Origin of the sequence: Pseudonocardia ammonioxydans (assembly GCF_900115005.1) — a bacterium.
In the GTDB taxonomy this organism is placed as follows: Bacteria; Actinomycetota; Actinomycetes; order Mycobacteriales; family Pseudonocardiaceae; genus Pseudonocardia; species Pseudonocardia ammonioxydans.
Genome location: NZ_FOUY01000004.1, coordinates 63,308 through 79,098, shown reverse-complemented (window position 1 = coordinate 79,098; position 15,791 = coordinate 63,308). Strand labels below are relative to the sequence as shown.

Annotated in this window: 13 protein-coding genes; 3 read left to right on the top strand and 10 right to left on the bottom strand. The window is 75.4% G+C overall.

Annotation, left to right across the window (positions count from 1 at the left end; translation table 11 throughout):
* Positions 1-95: 95 nt before the first annotated feature.
* The 3 genes from BM093_RS05825 to BM093_RS05815 all read right to left on the bottom strand — a co-directional run bounded on the left by BM093_RS05825 (position 96) and on the right by BM093_RS05815 (position 2,799).
* Complete coding sequence (locus BM093_RS05825) at positions 96-1,016, bottom strand: NADP-dependent oxidoreductase (RefSeq protein ID WP_093338690.1); 921 nt, start codon at positions 1,014-1,016, stop codon at positions 96-98.
* Positions 1,017-1,075: 59 nt separating this feature from the next.
* Positions 1,076-1,891, bottom strand: coding sequence for a DUF1684 domain-containing protein (locus BM093_RS05820; RefSeq protein ID WP_093338334.1), 816 nt, complete (start codon positions 1,889-1,891; stop codon positions 1,076-1,078).
* An 80-nt stretch (positions 1,892-1,971) separates the two neighbouring features.
* Positions 1,972-2,799, bottom strand: coding sequence for a hypothetical protein (locus BM093_RS05815; RefSeq protein WP_093338331.1), 828 nt, complete (start codon positions 2,797-2,799; stop codon positions 1,972-1,974).
* Positions 2,800-2,888: 89 nt separating this feature from the next.
* Here BM093_RS05815 and BM093_RS05810 point away from each other — a divergent pair, with 89 nt between their 5' ends.
* Positions 2,889-4,955 (top strand): hypothetical protein, encoded by a 2,067-nt coding sequence (locus tag BM093_RS05810; RefSeq protein ID WP_093338328.1) that lies wholly within the window; start codon positions 2,889-2,891, stop codon positions 4,953-4,955.
* A gap of 73 nt (positions 4,956-5,028) precedes the next feature.
* A complete protein-coding gene (gene dinB, locus BM093_RS05805) occupies positions 5,029-6,255 on the top strand; it encodes a DNA polymerase IV (protein WP_218162678.1) in 1,227 nt (408 codons plus the stop codon).
* A gap of 121 nt (positions 6,256-6,376) precedes the next feature.
* Here dinB and BM093_RS05800 read toward each other — a convergent pair whose 3' ends face one another.
* Positions 6,377-6,676: an SH3 domain-containing protein gene (locus tag BM093_RS05800; RefSeq protein WP_093338325.1), complete on the bottom strand. Its 300-nt coding sequence runs from the start codon at positions 6,674-6,676 to the stop codon at positions 6,377-6,379.
* Between the two features lie 144 nt (positions 6,677-6,820).
* Between BM093_RS05800 and BM093_RS05795 the strand changes: the two genes are divergently transcribed.
* On the top strand, positions 6,821-7,558 hold the full coding sequence (locus BM093_RS05795) for a Clp protease N-terminal domain-containing protein (protein WP_093338322.1): 738 nt from the start codon (positions 6,821-6,823) through the stop codon (positions 7,556-7,558).
* A gap of 21 nt (positions 7,559-7,579) precedes the next feature.
* On the opposite strand, the gene BM093_RS05790 is transcribed toward BM093_RS05795, so the two are convergent.
* From BM093_RS05790 to BM093_RS05765, 6 genes are all read right to left on the bottom strand, one after another.
* Positions 7,580-8,008 carry an SAM-dependent methyltransferase gene (locus BM093_RS05790; protein WP_245773330.1) on the bottom strand — a complete coding sequence of 143 codons (429 nt, stop codon included), beginning with the start codon at positions 8,006-8,008 and terminating at the stop codon, positions 7,580-7,582.
* A gap of 76 nt (positions 8,009-8,084) precedes the next feature.
* Complete coding sequence (locus BM093_RS05785) at positions 8,085-8,879, bottom strand: alpha/beta fold hydrolase (RefSeq protein WP_093338319.1); 795 nt, start codon at positions 8,877-8,879, stop codon at positions 8,085-8,087.
* The gene (locus BM093_RS05780) at positions 8,876-10,324 is read right to left on the bottom strand and encodes a wax ester/triacylglycerol synthase domain-containing protein (protein WP_245773329.1); all 1,449 of its coding nucleotides are present in this window, start codon (positions 10,322-10,324) and stop codon (positions 8,876-8,878) included. The genes BM093_RS05785 and BM093_RS05780 overlap by 4 nt, the downstream gene beginning before the upstream one ends.
* Complete coding sequence (locus BM093_RS05775; protein WP_093338316.1) at positions 10,314-11,834, bottom strand: HAD-IB family hydrolase; 1,521 nt, start codon at positions 11,832-11,834, stop codon at positions 10,314-10,316. The genes BM093_RS05780 and BM093_RS05775 overlap by 11 nt, the downstream gene beginning before the upstream one ends.
* The gene (locus tag BM093_RS05770; RefSeq protein WP_177238288.1) at positions 11,821-14,247 is read right to left on the bottom strand and encodes a glycerol-3-phosphate 1-O-acyltransferase; all 2,427 of its coding nucleotides are present in this window, start codon (positions 14,245-14,247) and stop codon (positions 11,821-11,823) included. The genes BM093_RS05775 and BM093_RS05770 overlap by 14 nt, the downstream gene beginning before the upstream one ends.
* Positions 14,248-14,342: 95 nt before the next feature.
* Positions 14,343-15,773, bottom strand: a complete 1,431-nt coding sequence (locus BM093_RS05765) for an aspartate aminotransferase family protein (RefSeq protein WP_093338308.1) — start codon at positions 15,771-15,773, stop codon at positions 14,343-14,345.
* Positions 15,774-15,791 lie beyond the last annotated feature (18 nt).

Genomic DNA, 15,791 nt, shown 5'->3' with positions numbered 1-15,791 from the left:
GGCCTGGAGTGCAGTGAACACCACACCCGTGACGCGCGACACCGGTTGCGGCGACGTTGCAACGGGGCCCGGGGCGGACCGGTCCGGCCGCGCGGTCAGAACAGCAGCACACCGCGCCCGCGCTGCCCGCCCGCCTCGAGCGCGCGGTGCGCGTCGGCGGCCTTCTCCGCGGGCCACGTCCCGGCGACCCGCGGGGTCAGTGCGCCGGAGGAGGCGAGGTCGCGGACGGCGAGCAGCTTCTCGCGGTCCTCGGCGATCGTGCGCACCCACACCGGGTGCCAGGCGATGCCGCGTTCCTCGGCGCCGCGGTGGCCGCGGACGGTGGCGATCCGGCCGCCGTCGCGCACCGCCGGGAGCAGCACGTCACCCTGCACCGAGCCGTCGGCGAGCCCGTCGACCCCGTCGGGGACGGCGCCGCGGACCGAGTCGGCGAACCCGTCGCCGCGGGGCAGCACGACGTGCGCGCCCAGGCCGTCGACCAGCTCCCGGTCGGACTCGGCGGCGTCGGCGACCACCCGCAGCCCACGGGCGAGCGCGAGCTGCACGGTGTAGCCGCCGAACGCGCCCGCGGCCCCGGTGACGGCGACGGTGCCGCCGCGCGGGACGGCCAGCTCGTCCAACGCCAGCCACGCGGTGAGGGCGTTCATCGGCAGGGTGCTCGCCGCGGTCTCGTCGACGCCCTCCGGCAGCGGCACCACCGACCCCGCCGGGACGACGACGTGCTCGGCGTAGGCCCCGTGCGCCCCGCCGGGGACGACGATCGCCATCACCCGCTCCCCCACCGCGACCGGGCTGCCGTCGCCCGCCTCGTCGACGACGCCGGCGATGTCCATCCCGGGCACCCACGGCGGGTCGACCTTCTGCAGCGGCCGGGCGCGCTGCACGGTGTCGGTGGGGTTGACCGCGGCCGCGGACACCCGAACCCGGACCTCGCCCGGCCCGGCATGCGGTTCGGGCAGCTCGAGGACCTCGAGGACGTCCGGGCCGCCGTGGGTGGTGAATCCGATCGCTCGCATGATCCCCACCCTCGCCCCGCCGGCGCCGGGACGCCACCGCACCGCGGCGGGCGGCACAGTCAGGCCAGGTCGGGCCGGTGCGGCGTCCGCTCCCCCGCTTCGAGCGCCACGGTCAGGACGTTGCCCGCCGGCGGCAGCGGGCAGGTCGCGTGGTCGGTGAACGCGCACGGCAGGTTGACGACGCGGTTGAGGTCGAGCCGCAGCGTGCCGTCCCGGCCGGGGTCGTCGGTCTTGAGGATGCGCCCGGCGCCGTAGGTGGTGTCCCCGGAGGTGGCGTCGCGGAAGTGCAGCGACAGCCCGCCGTCACGGCCGGCCAGCGCGACCAGGCGCTGCCGGGCCCCGCGGTAGGTGAACGCGACCTCGCCGAGCGCGGTCGGGAAGTGCTGCAGCCCGGCGACGACCGCGTCGACGGCAATCCGGCCCGGCTCCTCGTAGGCGGTGAACAGCCCGTCGACGACCGCCGCCTCGTCGTAGCCGAAGGTCGGCACGCCGTCGAACGCGGTGCGGGTGAGCGCCTGCGGGTCCCGCACGCGCAGCGCGAAGTCCTCGCTCCGGCGGGCGATCTCCACGACACGCTCCCCGACGGTGACCAGCACGCCGGGGAGACCGTCGACCGGACGGACGTGGGCGATCCCGTCGAGCGGCTCGGGCGCGGCGGGCAGCACCACCCCGTCCGCGGCCGTCGCGGTGATCGCGACGTGGTCGGCGTCGGCGACCCGCCAGGTCCCGGGCAGCCCGGGGATCGTGCCCTCCTCGGGCGTGAGCCAGTGCAGGGCGGTCAGCGAGAGCCAGCCGTGCGGCTCGCGCAGCGTCTCCTCGCGGTCGGCCCGCCAGGCGGTGTGCTCGGTGCGGGGGTCGGCGCCGGTCGTCGTCATACCGGGGGCAACGCCGCGGCACCCGCCGACCTTCCCCGTGCGTGGTTACCGTGGCCAGGACCGCGAAAACCACTCACGGGTCAGTGCACCCGGCGGCGGACCGAGTCCGGGTCCGGCCGGGTCAGGGCGACCACCCCGGCCAGCGCGACGAGCACACCGAGCACGGCGACCGCCTCCCACCCGGGCCGGATCCGGTCGCCGAGCAGCGCGATCCCGACCGCGCCGGGCACGACCACCTCGGTCACCGACAGCACCGCCGTGGCCTCCCCGACCGCGCCGTCCTGCAGTGCCTTCGCGAACGTCAGCACCCCCAGCACCCCCATCGCCACGACCCCGTAGACCAGCGGGTCGAGCAGCAGGTCGGCCACCGTCTCCCAGCGGAACGGGCCGGGGTGGATGGCACGCACCGCGAGCGCGGTGCCGCCGAACCCGAGCCCGGACAGCAGGGCCAGCAGCATCGGCCGCCCGGACCGCCACACGAACGGCGTCGCCACCAGCAGCAGCGCGAAGGAGGCGAGCAGCACCGGCGTCGCCGCGGGCGGCAGCGCCTCCGGACGTTCCGGGGCCGCGGCCGTGGCCACCAGCACCAGCCCGGCCAGCACGGCGAGCACCGCCCAGCGGTCGCGCGGGATCAGGTTCCACGGGTTCCAGCCGTGGTCGGCCAGCGCGGTGAGCGCGATCGCGCCGGCCAGGATGGACTGCACCGCGAACACCGGCAGGTAGCGCAGCGCGATGACGGTGAGCACCCAGGCGACGACGTCGGCGAGCAGCCCCGCCAGGAACCACGGCTGCAGCCACACCGGCCGCCCGTAGCGGGCCAGCCGGCTGCCCTTGGCCTCCCACAGGGCCGCGATCGTGTTGCCGATCATCGCGGCGACGGCGATCAGCAGGGCGAACAGGGTCGTCATCTCAACCGACCATCCTGCCCGTTCCCGGCCGTCCCGGCTCCGGACACGCCGACCCACGCGAAGCCGGGTCGACGGTGCACACTCGGACCATGCGCATGCAGTTCGCGGAGGACGAGGACGACGCGTTCCAGGAGACCGCGGGCCGGTTGATCAGCGGCTTCACCGGTTGGCTCGACGAGAACGAGCTCGTCGCCGAGCCGATGTCGGCCGAGCTGCTGCTCCAGTACAAGTGGCTCGCGGCCGACGGCGACCTGGCCGACTGGCCGTTGGAACAGGTCGAGACCTTCCTCGACGGCTGGTGCCCGCGGATCATGGCGGAGCACCGCCTGCCGCTGCGCCTGGTGCCGCTGACCGTCGCGGTGTTCCTGGAGTACCTCGACGAGTGCGGGCTGCTCACCCGGGACAGCCCGCGGCCGTCGCAGATCCGGCGGCTGTGCACGGCCTACGCCGACGACTACGACGAGCTGGAGGCCGGCCCCGTGCACCCGGTGCTCGCCGAGTTCGACACGCCCCCGGACCCGGTGCGGCTGCCCGGGCCGGCACGGCGGGCGGAGTCCGCGGCGGCGGCGACGATCGTGCGGGACGCCCGCGCACTGGCGCAGTGGTGCGGGGAGAAGGGCCGGCAGCTGACGCGCACCGGCAACCTGCGCCTCGCCGACGCCCGCCACCTGGCCACCCAGCTGGGCACCGACGACCTCGACGCGGCCCGCTACGCGCGGCTGCACCGCGCGGACCGGCTGGTGAACCTGACCTGGATCCTCGAGACCGCGGTGCTGGCCGGGGCCGTGCAGCGGGAGAACGGCAGGCTCGTGGCCGGCGCGCGCTTCGCCGGACTCGACGACACCTCCGCGCACGAGGACCTGGTGCTGGCCGCCCGCGAGGCCGGGGCGCTGACCGTGTCGATGGGCGGGCAGCGCCGGGGCGACGACGGCTACGACCTCGGCGACGACCTGCTCGGCGGCCTGCTCGACGACGACGATGACCCGGACGGCGATGACCCGAACGGCGGCCCGGACGCCGACGACCCGGACGGGGCCGCGGACGGGCTCGCGGACCCGGGCGGCACCGAGCAGGACGGCACCGACCTGGACGACGAGGCCACCGAGCGTGCGCTCGAGATCCTCGCCCGGGAGCTGGGCTCGACCGGCGACGGCTCCCCACCCGACGACGAGCTCGCCGGCGAACTCGCGGACGAGCTCGCCGGGGAGCTCCTCGACAGGGCCGACGGGACGGACGGGGCCGACGGCGAGTTCCCCGAACCGGCCGACGACGCCACACCGGCGTTCCTCGCCCTGCTGCGCCACCCCGACGACGGCATGGCCTTCGACGATCTGGCCGCGCTGCTCGACCTGGTGCTGGACTGGAACGACGGGCTCGCCGACCTCCCGGCGTTCCACACCGCCCGGCTCGTCGAGCGCCTCGAGCGGCTCGGGCTGGTCGCCTGGACCGACACCACGACCGAGCGCGACGACCTCCTCGGCGAGGACCGGCGGACCGGGGGCCGGATCACGCCGACCCCCGGCGGTGTCGCGTGCGCGCTGCTCGCGCTGTCCGCGGAGGGGCTCGGCTTCCCCAGCCGTCCCGACCCCGCGGTCGCGAGCGTCGCCGAGATCGTCGACCTGGCCGGTGAGGTGCCGCCGGACGAGTGGCGCAGCGACATCGACGCCTGGCACGCCGCCCAGCCCGACAAGGACGGGGCCGTCGCCGCGTTCGTCACCCGCGCGCTGGCCCCGGAGCAGCCGCTGGTCGTGGTGCTGACCGCGACCAGCGTGGCCGCGGAACGCTTCGGCGCCGACCTCGTCGACGACCTGCTCGCCCGGCACCTCGACGGTCCGCACCGGGCCCAGGTCGCCCGGCGGCTGGTGGCCCGCGGCCGGCTGGACCCGCAGTCGGTCGAGCCGGAACTGCTGCTGCGCGCGTCGGTCGACGTCCTCGCGGTCACCGTCGACACCATCGGGACCGACGAGTGGCCTGCGCTGTTCGCCCGCGAGTTCCCGCCGGAGACCGTGGAGGTGTTCGACGACCTCTGGCGGCTCGACCACCCGCGCCTCGGCGAGGTCCTCGCCGAGATCGGCGGGTTCCACCCGGACAAGCGGGTGGCGAAGGCGGCACGCAAGGCGCTGGTCCGCTGGCAGAGCCGCACCGGCGGCAGCTGAGGAGCACCGGACCCTCGAACACCGGGCCCTCGAACACCGAGCCCTCGACCAGGGCGCCGCCGCATGCGAACATGTGTTCGTGCGCGGCCGGGCCACCATCCTGCATGCCGACCTGGACTCGTTCTACGCCTCGGTCGAGCAGCGGGACGACCCGCGCCTGCGCGACCGCCCGGTGATCGTGGGCGGCGGGGTCGTGCTGGCGGCCAGCTACCAGGCGAAGGCCTACGGCGTGCGGACGGCGATGAACGGGCGCCAGGCCCGGGCGCTCTGCCCGGCCGCGATCGTCGTCCCGCCCCGGATGGCGGCCTACTCCGAGGCGAGCCGCGCCGTCTTCGCGATCTTCCGCGACACCACGCCCGAGGTGGAGGGCCTCTCGATCGACGAGGCGTTCCTCGAGGTCGGCGGCCTGGCCCGGATCGCGGGCGGCCCGCGGGAGATCGCCGCGCGGCTGCGGGCCCGGGTCGCGGACGAGGCGGGGCTGCCGATCACCGTCGGGGTGGCCCGCACGAAGTTCCTGGCCAAGGTGGCGAGCGCGGCCGCGAAACCCGACGGGCTCCTGGTCGTCGACCCGGGCGCCGAGCGAGAGTTCCTGCACCCGCTGCCGGTGGAGCGGCTGTGGGGAGTCGGCGCGGTCACCGCCGCGAAGCTGCACGAACTCGGCGTGCGAACCGTCGCCGACGTCGCGGGGCTGGGAGAGGCGGCGCTGGTGTCCCGGTTGGGCCCGGCCGCGGGACGGCACCTTTACGCGCTGGCCCGGCTGCGCGACCCGCGGCCGGTCGACACCCACCGCACCCGGCGCTCGATCGGCTCGCAGCGGGCCCTGGGCCGCCGTCCGCGCACCGCCGAGGAGCTGGACGCGATCCTGGCCGGGACGGTCGACCGGCTCGCCCGCCGGCTTCGCGCCCCGACCGGCGGGCGTGGCACCGGCGGCGGGCGCGTCTGCCGGACCGTGGTGCTGCGGCTACGGTTCGCCGACTACGCCCGGGTGACCCGCTCGCACACGCTGCCGGTGCCGACCGCGCACACCCCGACCATCCTGGCCGCGGCCCGGCGTCTGCTGGTCGCGGCGACCCCGCAGATCCGCGACCGCGGCATCACGCTGCTCGGACTGTCGCTGACCAACCTCGACGACGACGGCGCACTGCAGCTCGAGCTCCCGCTCGACGCCCACGCCGGCCCGGCGCTGGACACCGCGCTGGACGCGGTACGCCGCCGCTTCGGCGCCGGCTCGGTCGCCCGCGCCACCCAGCTGGGGCGCGACCAGGGCCTGGAGGTCCCGCTGCTGCCCGAGCACGAGTGAGCCCGGCCCGGACGGGCGCTCGGCAGCACGGCGCGCTCGGCAGGACGGAGCACTCGGCACTACGGGGCGCTCGACAGGGCCGGGTGCTCAGTAGTACGGGGCGCTCAGCAGGACGGAGCCCTCAGCACGACGGGGTGCTCGCCAGCTCGCGGGTCGTGTGCACGTAGTAGTTCGTCACCCAGCCCTCCACCGGACCGAGCAACCGGTACCAGACCGTGTCGCCGCGCACCGGCTCACCGCGCCGCCAGCAGTCGACCCGCACCGGGGTGCCCGACTCCGGGATCGTGCCGACGACCGCGTGCCCGGTACCCGGGCCGGAGCGGACCTGCAGCCCCTCGATCGAGGTGCGGGTGCACCCGGCGAGCACGAGGAGCCCGAGCAGGATCGCGCCGGCGCGGCCGAGATGCCGTCGTCGTCGCACGTCCTCACCCCGTTCGCGTCCGCGTTGTCACTCGATCGTGTGACCGTGAGCGCGCACGGTAGCGAGTGCCCGGCGTCACCGCGCGACGGACACTCGGTCAACTTCAGGTTGACGATCCGTCAGCGTCAACCTACGGTTGACCCCATGACTCCACCTCTCCCGGTCACGAACATCGCCCGGCTCGACGACCTCATCGCCGCCATCACCGGCGTCCACGACGACCCGCTGGACCAGCTCACCGACGCCGTCCTCGCCGAGGACCACCTCGGCGAGGTCGCCGACCACCTCATCGGACACTTCGTCGACCGCGCCCGGCGCTCGGGTGCGTCCTGGACCGACATCGGGCGCAGCATGGGCGTGTCCAAACAGGCCGCACAGAAGCGGTTCGTGCCGAAGGCGGACGAGCCGATCGATCCCGAGGACGGGTTCAAGAAGTTCACGCCACGCGCCCGCAACGTCGTGGTCGTGGCGCAGCGCGAGGCGCGGGAGGCCGGCAACGACCGGATCACCCCGGCCCACCTGGCGCTCGGCCTGATGGCCGACCCCCAGTCGCTCGCGGTCGTCCTCCTCGAACCGCAGGGCGTGACCGCGGACGCCGTCCGGCAGGCCGCCACCGCCGTCCTGCCGGAGCGGACCGAGCAGGTACCCGATCTCATCCCGTTCGACGCGGCCGCGAAGAAGGCACTGGAGCTGACCTTCCGGCAGGCGCTGCGGCTGGGGCACAACTACGTCGGCACCGAGCACGTCCTGCTGGCACTGCTCGAGCAGGAGGACGGCGAGGGTGTCCTCTCCGGACTGGGTGTGGACGGGCCGCGGGCCGAGGCCGCCGTCGTGCGGGCCCTCGCCGGGGCCGCGGCCCAGGAGCCGCCGTCCGGCGGGTGAGCACCGGCCCCACCCGCGCGCTCAGGTCCTCCGGTGGACGGGCAGCTCCCGCAGCGGCTGCCCGCCGTCGACGAACAGCCGGGCGTGCGGGTGGGTCACGGCCGCGATCCGGTCCATGGCCCGCGCCCCGGCGCGGGGGTGGCGGCCGTCGAGTGCACCGACCCGGATCGCGACCACCAGGTCGAACGGCTCCTCGTCGTCGGCCAGCGTGAGGTCCTCGATCGCCACCCGGCGCGCGCGCAGCCGGCCCGAGGCGAGCTGCTCGGCCGAGCCGGCCCGCAGCAGGCGGATGGCCGCGTCCGACCGGTCGATGGCGAGGACGTGCCCGGTGGACAGCCGGTCGGCGATCGCCCGGGCCGCGGCGCCGGGCCCGCAGCCGATCTCGAGCACCCGCAGGTGGGGCTGCAGCGGTAGCGCCGCCACGATCGCGGCGAGCCGCGGGGAGATCACGGCCGCGTCCGGCACGCCTGCGGCCGCCCCGGCCCCGCCCCGGACGCCGGCGCGCGACCGTCCGGGCGCACCGGCATCAGGAGGCCACCTCGTAGCGGGTGTGCTGCAGGATCGTCCACGCCACCAGTGCCGGGTTGTCGACCATCGGGACGTGCCCGACCCCGGGCAGCACGACCAGGTCGGCGCCCGGCACCGCGTCCACCATCGGACGCCCGTACCGGGCGAACGGGATCGTCCGGTCCGAACCGGACCAGGCGATCCGGACCGGGCACGGCAGCTGGTCGAACGGCGCGATCGCCGTCTCGACGCTCGCGGCGGACAGCAACGGCTCCAGCATCGTGCACCCGGCGAGGTCGTCGAACAGCTCGTCGACCTCCTCCGGGGTGTAGCGGTCGGTGCGCTCGGCGACGGTGAGCAGCAGCAGGCGCCGGATCAGCCCGCAGCCGGCGAGCCGGCGCACCGGCCGCCACCCGGCCAGCAGCGCACCCACCCGGAACGTCGCCAGCAGCCGGTACAGGTCCGAGGGCATCGCCCAGGCCCCCGCGGGCGAGAGCGCGACCACCGACCGCGCCCGCCCCCGCCGGGCCAGTTCCAGGGCCGCCCAGCCACCGAGCGAGTTCCCGACGACGTGCGGGGCCTCGTCGATGCCCAGCTCGTCCAGCTGCTCGATCAGCGCGTCGACCACGACGTCGATCGAGAACCCGCCGTCGGGCAGCGGCGGCCCGCCGAGGTGGCCGGGCATCGTCACGGCCCAGACGTCGTGGTGCTGCTCCAGCATCGGCAGCACCGGCTTCCAGGCCCGCCACGACGACGTGACCCCGTGCAGCAGGAGCAGCGGCTCCCCCGCACCGCCGCGGTACAGCGCCGTCATCGCACGATCACGGGCTCCGCCGAGCCCGGGTGCAGGGAGAGGACCTCGCCGAACCCGGCGGCGAGGCACTCGGCGAACAGGTCGCGGTCGGTGATCGCCGCCGCGTCGAGGTTGGCCCCGACGCAGCAGGTGTCGCCGTGGGTGACCACCGAGATCATCGCCGCGCTGCCGGGCAGCGGGGCGAACGGGTAGACGCGCTCGATGCGGGCCCCGCACAGGAACGCCTCGGACCGCAGCCCCGGCACGTTCGACGCCTGCAGGTCGTTCCCGGTGGTCGCGCCGCCGGCGACCAGGGTCAGCAGCGGGCCGGGCAGCCGGGCCAGCAGCGGGGCGACGACGTCCGGGCTCTCCAGCGCCGGTTCGTCCCGCGCCACCCGCATCTGCGCACCGACCGCGCGGATCCGCTCGGCCGGGTCCACCAGCCCCATCGGGGCCCGCAGCCGGGCGGGCGCCCACCGGTTGCCCCCGGCGGCGTCGCCCGGGCGGCGCACCGAGACCGGGACCGAGGTGCGCAGGGTCGCGTCGCCGGGCACCGGCCGGCCCTGCCGCTCGTGGTAGATCCGGAATCCGCCGAGCAGCGCGGCCAGGTAGACGTCGTTGAACGACCCGCCGGCCGCCCGGCCGGCCGCGCGCAGGTCGGGAAACCCGACGTCGAGCGCGGCGAACCGCCAGGACAGCCCGCGCGGACGCAGCAGCTCCGAGGCCCCACCGGCCGGCGGGGACAGCACCCGCACCGCGGAGTCGAGGTAGCGGGCGCCGGCCCGGACCGCGGCCACCGGCCGGGCGAGCGCGCCCAGCACGTCCCGGGCCGCCCGGCCCGCGGCGGGCACCATCCCGGCCTCGCGGCGCACCAGGCGGTCGACCTCGGCGAGCGGGTCCGGCGACTCGGTCGCGGGCGCGGCCGGCTGGGGTTTGGCGTCGTCGTGCTCGCGCTTGCGGCTGTGCAGCTGCGACAGCAGCTGGACGACGCCGAGGCCGTCGGTGAGCACGTGGTGCATCTTCAGCAGGAACGCCGCCCCGCCACCGGGCAGTCCCTCGACCAGCACGGCCTCCCACGGCGGCCGCTGCCGGTCGAACGGGGTCATCGCGCACTGCTCGGCGATCGGGCCCAGCGCCTCCCAGAACCCGGGCCCGGACCCGGGGATCCGCACCCGTCGCAGGTGGTAGTGCAGGTCGAAGTCGAGATCGTGGATCCAGTACGGGGTGCCGAGCCCGGCCAGCGGCTCGCGGACCCGCTCGCGGAAGCGCGGCACCATCCGGGTCGCCCAGTCCACGGCGGCGGCCAGCCGGTCCCACTCCGGCTCCGCGTCGAGCACCTCGACGGCGAGCACCGGGGAGCGGTAGCGCGGGTCGTCGGCCTCGGCCCGCCACATCATGACCTCGAACGGCGACATCTCGCGGCTCGTGCCCCAGGACGGCGCGGGCACCGGGAGCTCAGCGGTCACCGGGCTCGCCCTCCTCCCGGTCCGTGCGGCGCTCCGGCCACGTGGTCAGGGTGTCGAGGAACAGGCCGCGGACCTGCTCGGCGTACTTCCCGGCCTCCTCGGGCACCCAGTGCGCGGTGTCGATCGGCGGGTGCACGACGACCTGGACGGTGCCCCCGCGCAGCGTCTGCGCGCCACGCCACATGATCTCGCCGGCGTTGCGGATGACGATCGGGACGACCGGCACCCCGGCCTGCATCGCGATGTGGAAGGCGCCCTTCTTGAACGGGCCGAGGCGGGGCGTCGGCGACCGGGTGCCCTCCGGCGCGATCGCGAGCGAGATGCCGTCGGTGCGGAGCTTGTCGACGGCGGGCTGCAGCGCCTGCCGCGCCCGGCGGGTGTCGCTCCGGTCGACGAAGGCGACGTCGGCGATCCGGAACAGCTGCCCCCACACCGGGATCTGCGCGGCCTCGGCCTTCGCCACCCCGGTGAAGCCGTCGCGCAGCAGCTTCATCAGGATCGGCACGTCGAACTTGGACTGGTGGTTGAACACGAACACGCACGGCCGCGCGGACACGAGGTGCTCGGCGCCGGTGACCTCGACGCCGATCCCGGCCAGCCCGAACGCGACGTCGGCGCCGACCCCGGCGGCCATGTCGACGAACGTGCGGCGCGAGCGGTGCAGCAGCCCGGCCCCCGCCGCGGCGGCCAGTCCGCCGGCCATGCCGCCGTAGAAGACCGCGGTGCGGGCCAGGTCGCCGACGTCGGGGAACAGCCCGCCGCGGGGCGCGCAGTCCAGCACCGGCCAGCCCAGCTCGCCCGCCAGCCTGCGCAGCGAGTCGGTCGGGGACACCGCGACCGGGTTCCCGACGGCGGAGAGGAACTCGGCGTCCTCGGTGCCGTTGGCGTAGCCGAAGCAGTCCCCGATGTCGGCGCCGTGCGCCGCGGCGTCGGCCCGCACGGCCGCGGCCTTGCCCGGCCCCCACAGCGAGACGCCCACCACCCGGCCGGTCAGCACGCCGTCGTCGGCCTCCAGCTCGGTGCACAGCACCCGGTCCGCGCCGAGCTCGTCGGCCATCGGCTGCACCTGGAAGCGGGTCGCCGAGGACGCCATCACCACCTGGTGGCCCCGCTCGCGGTGCGCGGCGACCAGCTCCCAGACCTCGGGGTGCAGCGCGCCGGCGATCTCCTCGCGGAACAGCGTGCGGCCCAGCGCGTACAGCTCGTCCTCGCGGCGCCCGGTCCAGGTGGCCAGGGTGATGGCGAGGAACTCCTTGAAGTCCTCGTCGGTGCGGATGCCGCGCATCCCGGACAGGATCGTGCGCACCAGCTCGACCGGGCCGACGTCGAACTCGCGCAGCCGGGTGCGGTAGAACGCGCCGGCCGAGTAGCCGTCGATGACGGTGCCGTCGTAGTCGAAGTACGCGATCGTCCCCGGCCCCGGCGGGGCCTCCCGGACGGCGCGCAGACGCTCGGCCCGCGCCTCCTCGGATCGCGCACCCTCGGCCCGCGCACCCTCAGCTTGCGACACCCGCGTCCCCCTCCGTGCTCCCGTCCGCCGCGGGGAGCGCCCGCGCGACCGGTTCGTCGTCGCCCGTGCCCAGCACCACCTGGAGCCGGACGCGTTGCAGCTCGGCCAGCCGTCCGAGGTCGTCGATCACCGCGGCCACCTCGTCGCACCAGGCCACCCGCTTCTCGGCGAGCGACGGCCCGGCGCCGTCCGCGCCGGCCCGGCCCGCGCCGTCGGGGGTGACCAGCCCGCGGTTCTCCGCCTGCCGCACCGCGGTGGCGTACAGCTCACGCGACACCGAGTCGGCCCGGTCCAGCCGGTGCTGCATCAGCATCTGCCGGCCCACACCGAGGCACTCGTCGAGGAACTCCTGCTGCGGCGGCAGCGGGCCGTCGCCCTCCGCGGGCAGCGGACGATCACCGAGCGCGGCCAGCCGGTCGGCGACCACCAGCTGGGCGTCGAGGAACGAGCGGAGCACGCCCGGCGCGACCAGCAACGGCAGCTGCCGCAGGGCCGCGCGCACGTCGGCCGGGCGGGCGTCGCGCCGCCGCCAGTCGGGGTCGATCAGGCCGAGCTCGCGCAGGATCTCCCCGCGGAACGCGCGGCGGGTCGAGAAGAAGAACTCGAACTTGAGCAGGTCGCGCAGCCGGGCGAGCTCGCGCCACCCGACCTCGACCAGGTCCTCGTCGTCCCCGGCGTCCCCGATGCGCAGCAGCGCCACCTCCAGCAGCGCCCGCTCGAGCAGGTGGTGCAGCGTCCCGTTGCGGTAGAACGCGGCGACGTGGTGGCGGCCGGCGCCGATCGCGAACACCGGCTCGGTCCCGCCCTCGTACACGGTGACGACACCGGCCTCGGCCAGCCGGTCCAGCGTCATCCGCAGCCCGTGCCGGGTCCGCAGCTCCGCGACCGGGACGGCGACCTCCCGCGCCTCCAGGTAGTCGGCCAGCGGGGCGACGACCTCACGCACCTGCTGCAGGGTCAGCGCGCGGTCACGGGCGGACAGCAGCGCGAACGTGGCCAGCGACGTGGCGGTGGCCGGGGTGACCCCGTTGATCCCGGCGCACACCCGGAACGCCACCTTCTCCAGCTGGGCGGGCCCCTCCCCCGCGTCGGCGAGCGCCTGCCGCAGCGACAGCGGTTCGGCGATCCGCACCCGCGCGGTGCCGATGTGCCGGCTCTGGTCGCGGAAGTAGTGGTAGAGCCAGCCCAGCCCCTCGGCCCGCTTCTCGCCGCCCGCCTGCTCGGCGGCCATCGCGCCGACCTCGTGCAGCTGGTCGTAGGCGATCGAGACCGGGACCAGGATCGCGTCCAGCCCCGGCCGGTCCTGCATCGCGGCGACCACGTAGCGCAGCAGGCCGACCCGGGGACGGCGGAGCTTGCCGGTCCGGCTGCGCCCGCCCTCGATGTACCACTCCAGGTTGAACCGCTTCGCGAGCAGGTGGCCCAGGTACTCCTGGATCGCGGCCTTGTAGACGACGTCCTCGCCGAACACGCGCCGGATGAACACGACCCCGGCGCGGCGGCCGAGCGCCCCCATCGGCCAGAACGAGAGGTTGTTGCCGCCGAGCACGTGGTTGCGCGGGAAGTTGCGCTCGTGCAGGACCTCTGCCAGCAGCAGCGGGTCGGCGTAGGAGCGGTGGCTGGGCAGGAAGATCAGCGCGTGGTCGCGGTTGAGCGCACGCAGCCGCTCCAGCCCGGACTCGTCGACCTGGACGTCCCAGGCCTTGGCGTGCATCGGGCCCATCATCGCCCGGAAGACGTCGATGGCCGGCGGGCTCTGCACCGCGGCCATCTCGTGCAGGCACGACTCCAGCCGCTGCGCGACCTCCGGCGCGGGCCGGCCGGTGCGGCGGGCGAGGCGGGCCGCCAGCTCGGCGAACCGGGCCGAGGAGGTGATCTGCTCGACCATCCGGCGCGGCACCTTGTACCGGTCGCCGAGGATCCGGCGCTCGACGCGGTCGCAGGCCAGCACCGCCTGCCGCACGACGAAGCGGGCGAAGCCCTCCGACCCGGGGCGGCCGTTCTCCTGGGCGACGAACCGCGACACCAGGTCGGAGACGGTCGCGGGCTCGCCCACGACGACCCGCGCCGCGTCCGGACGGTGCCGGGCCATCGCCGGGTGCAGCGGTGACCAGGCCATCCGCATGACGGCGGTGGTGGCCAGCCCGCGCAGCCTGCGGACCGCGCCCGGCTCCCCGGCCTCCGGGGTCACCCAGGCGACGCGGGCCGGGACGATCACGGTGTCGTCGCCGTGCAGCGCCTCGCCCAGCGCCGCCGGGACCTCCGGACCGTCGCCGATCGGCACCACCGGCGCACCCGGATGGCTCTCCTCGGCCCAGCGGCGCAGGATCGTCCGTTCGGTGTGCGACCGGGGCTGGACGACCAGCACCTCGGACGGGCCGCTGTGCGCCCCGGTCGTCGCCTCGGTCGTCATGCCCATCCCCCGTACGGCGTGCCCTGCCGGGCTCCCGGTTCCTGCGCGTCACAACGTAGTTACCGACGGGTTGGTGAACAACTTCGCGCGCGGCGTCAGTCGAGCAGCGTGGCGGCCTCGGTCAGGGTGTGGCGCAGGATCTGCTCCATCTCGTCGAACTCGGCCTGCCCGGCGATCAACGGCGGCGCGAGCTGCACGACGACGTCACCGCGGTCGTCGGGGCGGCAGTACAGCCCGTTGTCGAACAGGGCGCCCGGCAGGAACCGCTTGACCAGCAGCTCGCGCTCGGCGGCGCCGAACGTCTCGCGGGTGTGCCGGTCCCGGACCAGCTCGACCGCCCAGAAGTACCCGTCCCCGCGGACGTCGCCGACGATCGGCAGGTCCAGCAGCTTGCGCAGGGTGGCGCCGAACGCGTCGGCGCGGGCCAGCACGTTGCCGTAGAGGTCCTCGCGTTCCATCAGGTCGAGGTTGGCCAGCGCGACGGCGGCCGAGACCGGGTGCCCGCCCCAGGTGTAGCCGTGCGGGAACGTGACCCCCGGTTCCAGGAACGGCTCGATCACCTCGTCCGTGGTGATCATCGCGCCGAGCGGGCCGTAGCCCGAGGTCATGCCCTTGGCGCAGGTGATGATGTCGGGGGTGAAGCCGAACTTCGTGCAGGCGAACGGGTACCCGTGCCGGCCGAACGCGTTGATCACCTCGTCCGAGACCAGCAGCACGTCGTGCCGGTCGCAGATCTCGCGGACCCGCGCGAAGTACGACGGCGGCGCGGTCAGGCAGCCGCCGGAGTTCTGCACCGGCTCCAGCACGACGGCGGCGACGGTGTCGGCGCCCTCGAACAGGATCGCCTCCTCGATCCGGTCGGCGGCCCAGCGGCCGAGTGCCTCGGCGTCGCCGTCGAACTCGGGGTGGCGGTAGAGGTTGGTGTTCGGCACCCGGAACCCGCCCGGCGCCAGCGGTTCGAAGTCCTTCTTCATGGCCGGCAGCCCGGTGATCGCCATCGCCCCGTGGGTGGTGCCGTGGTAGGCCGTCGCCCGGCTGATCACCTTGTGCTTGGCCGGGCGGCCGCGCAGCGCGAAGTACTGCTTGGCGACCTTCCAGGCGCTCTCCACGGCCTCACCGCCGCCGGAGGTGAAGAACACCCGGTTCAGCTCGCCCGGCGCCAGGTGCGCCAGGCGCTCGGCCAGCTCGGCGGCGGGCGGGGTGGTGTAGCCCCAGACCGGGAAGTACGCCAGCTCCGACGCCTGCCGGGCGACGACCTCGGCGAGCTCGCGGCGGCCGTGCCCGGCCTGCACGACGAACAGCCCGGCCAGCCCGTCGAGGACCCGCCTGCCCCGGTCGTCCCACAGGTGCATCCCCTCGCCCTTGGTGATCACCGGTACCGGGTTCGCGCCGTCGCGGCCGTGCATGCGGGCGAAGTGCATCCACAGGTGCCGGCCCGCCGACGCCGCGGCCGGGGACAGCGAACTGCCGGACGGAGCGGGTGTGTGCCCGGCGGTGCCGGTGTCGTTCTCCTCGAGGGCGGTCATGGGGCTCCTCCTGCGGGT

Excerpts from the sequence above, each read along its gene's own strand:
- BM093_RS05770 (WP_177238288.1), bottom strand. The coding sequence starts at position 14,247 with ATGACGACCGAGGCGACGACCGGGGCGCACAGCGGCCCGTCCGAGGTG.
- BM093_RS05765 (WP_093338308.1), bottom strand. The coding sequence starts at position 15,773 with ATGACCGCCCTCGAGGAGAACGACACCGGCACCGCCGGGCACACACCC.
- BM093_RS05815 (WP_093338331.1), bottom strand. The coding sequence starts at position 2,799 with ATGACGACCCTGTTCGCCCTGCTGATCGCCGTCGCCGCGATGATCGGC.
- BM093_RS05810 (WP_093338328.1), top strand. The coding sequence starts at position 2,889 with ATGCGCATGCAGTTCGCGGAGGACGAGGACGACGCGTTCCAGGAGACC.
- BM093_RS05785 (WP_093338319.1), bottom strand. The coding sequence starts at position 8,879 with ATGACGGCGCTGTACCGCGGCGGTGCGGGGGAGCCGCTGCTCCTGCTG.
- BM093_RS05795 (WP_093338322.1), top strand. The coding sequence starts at position 6,821 with ATGACTCCACCTCTCCCGGTCACGAACATCGCCCGGCTCGACGACCTC.
- BM093_RS05825 (WP_093338690.1), bottom strand. The coding sequence starts at position 1,016 with ATGCGAGCGATCGGATTCACCACCCACGGCGGCCCGGACGTCCTCGAG.
- BM093_RS05820 (WP_093338334.1), bottom strand. The coding sequence starts at position 1,891 with ATGACGACGACCGGCGCCGACCCCCGCACCGAGCACACCGCCTGGCGG.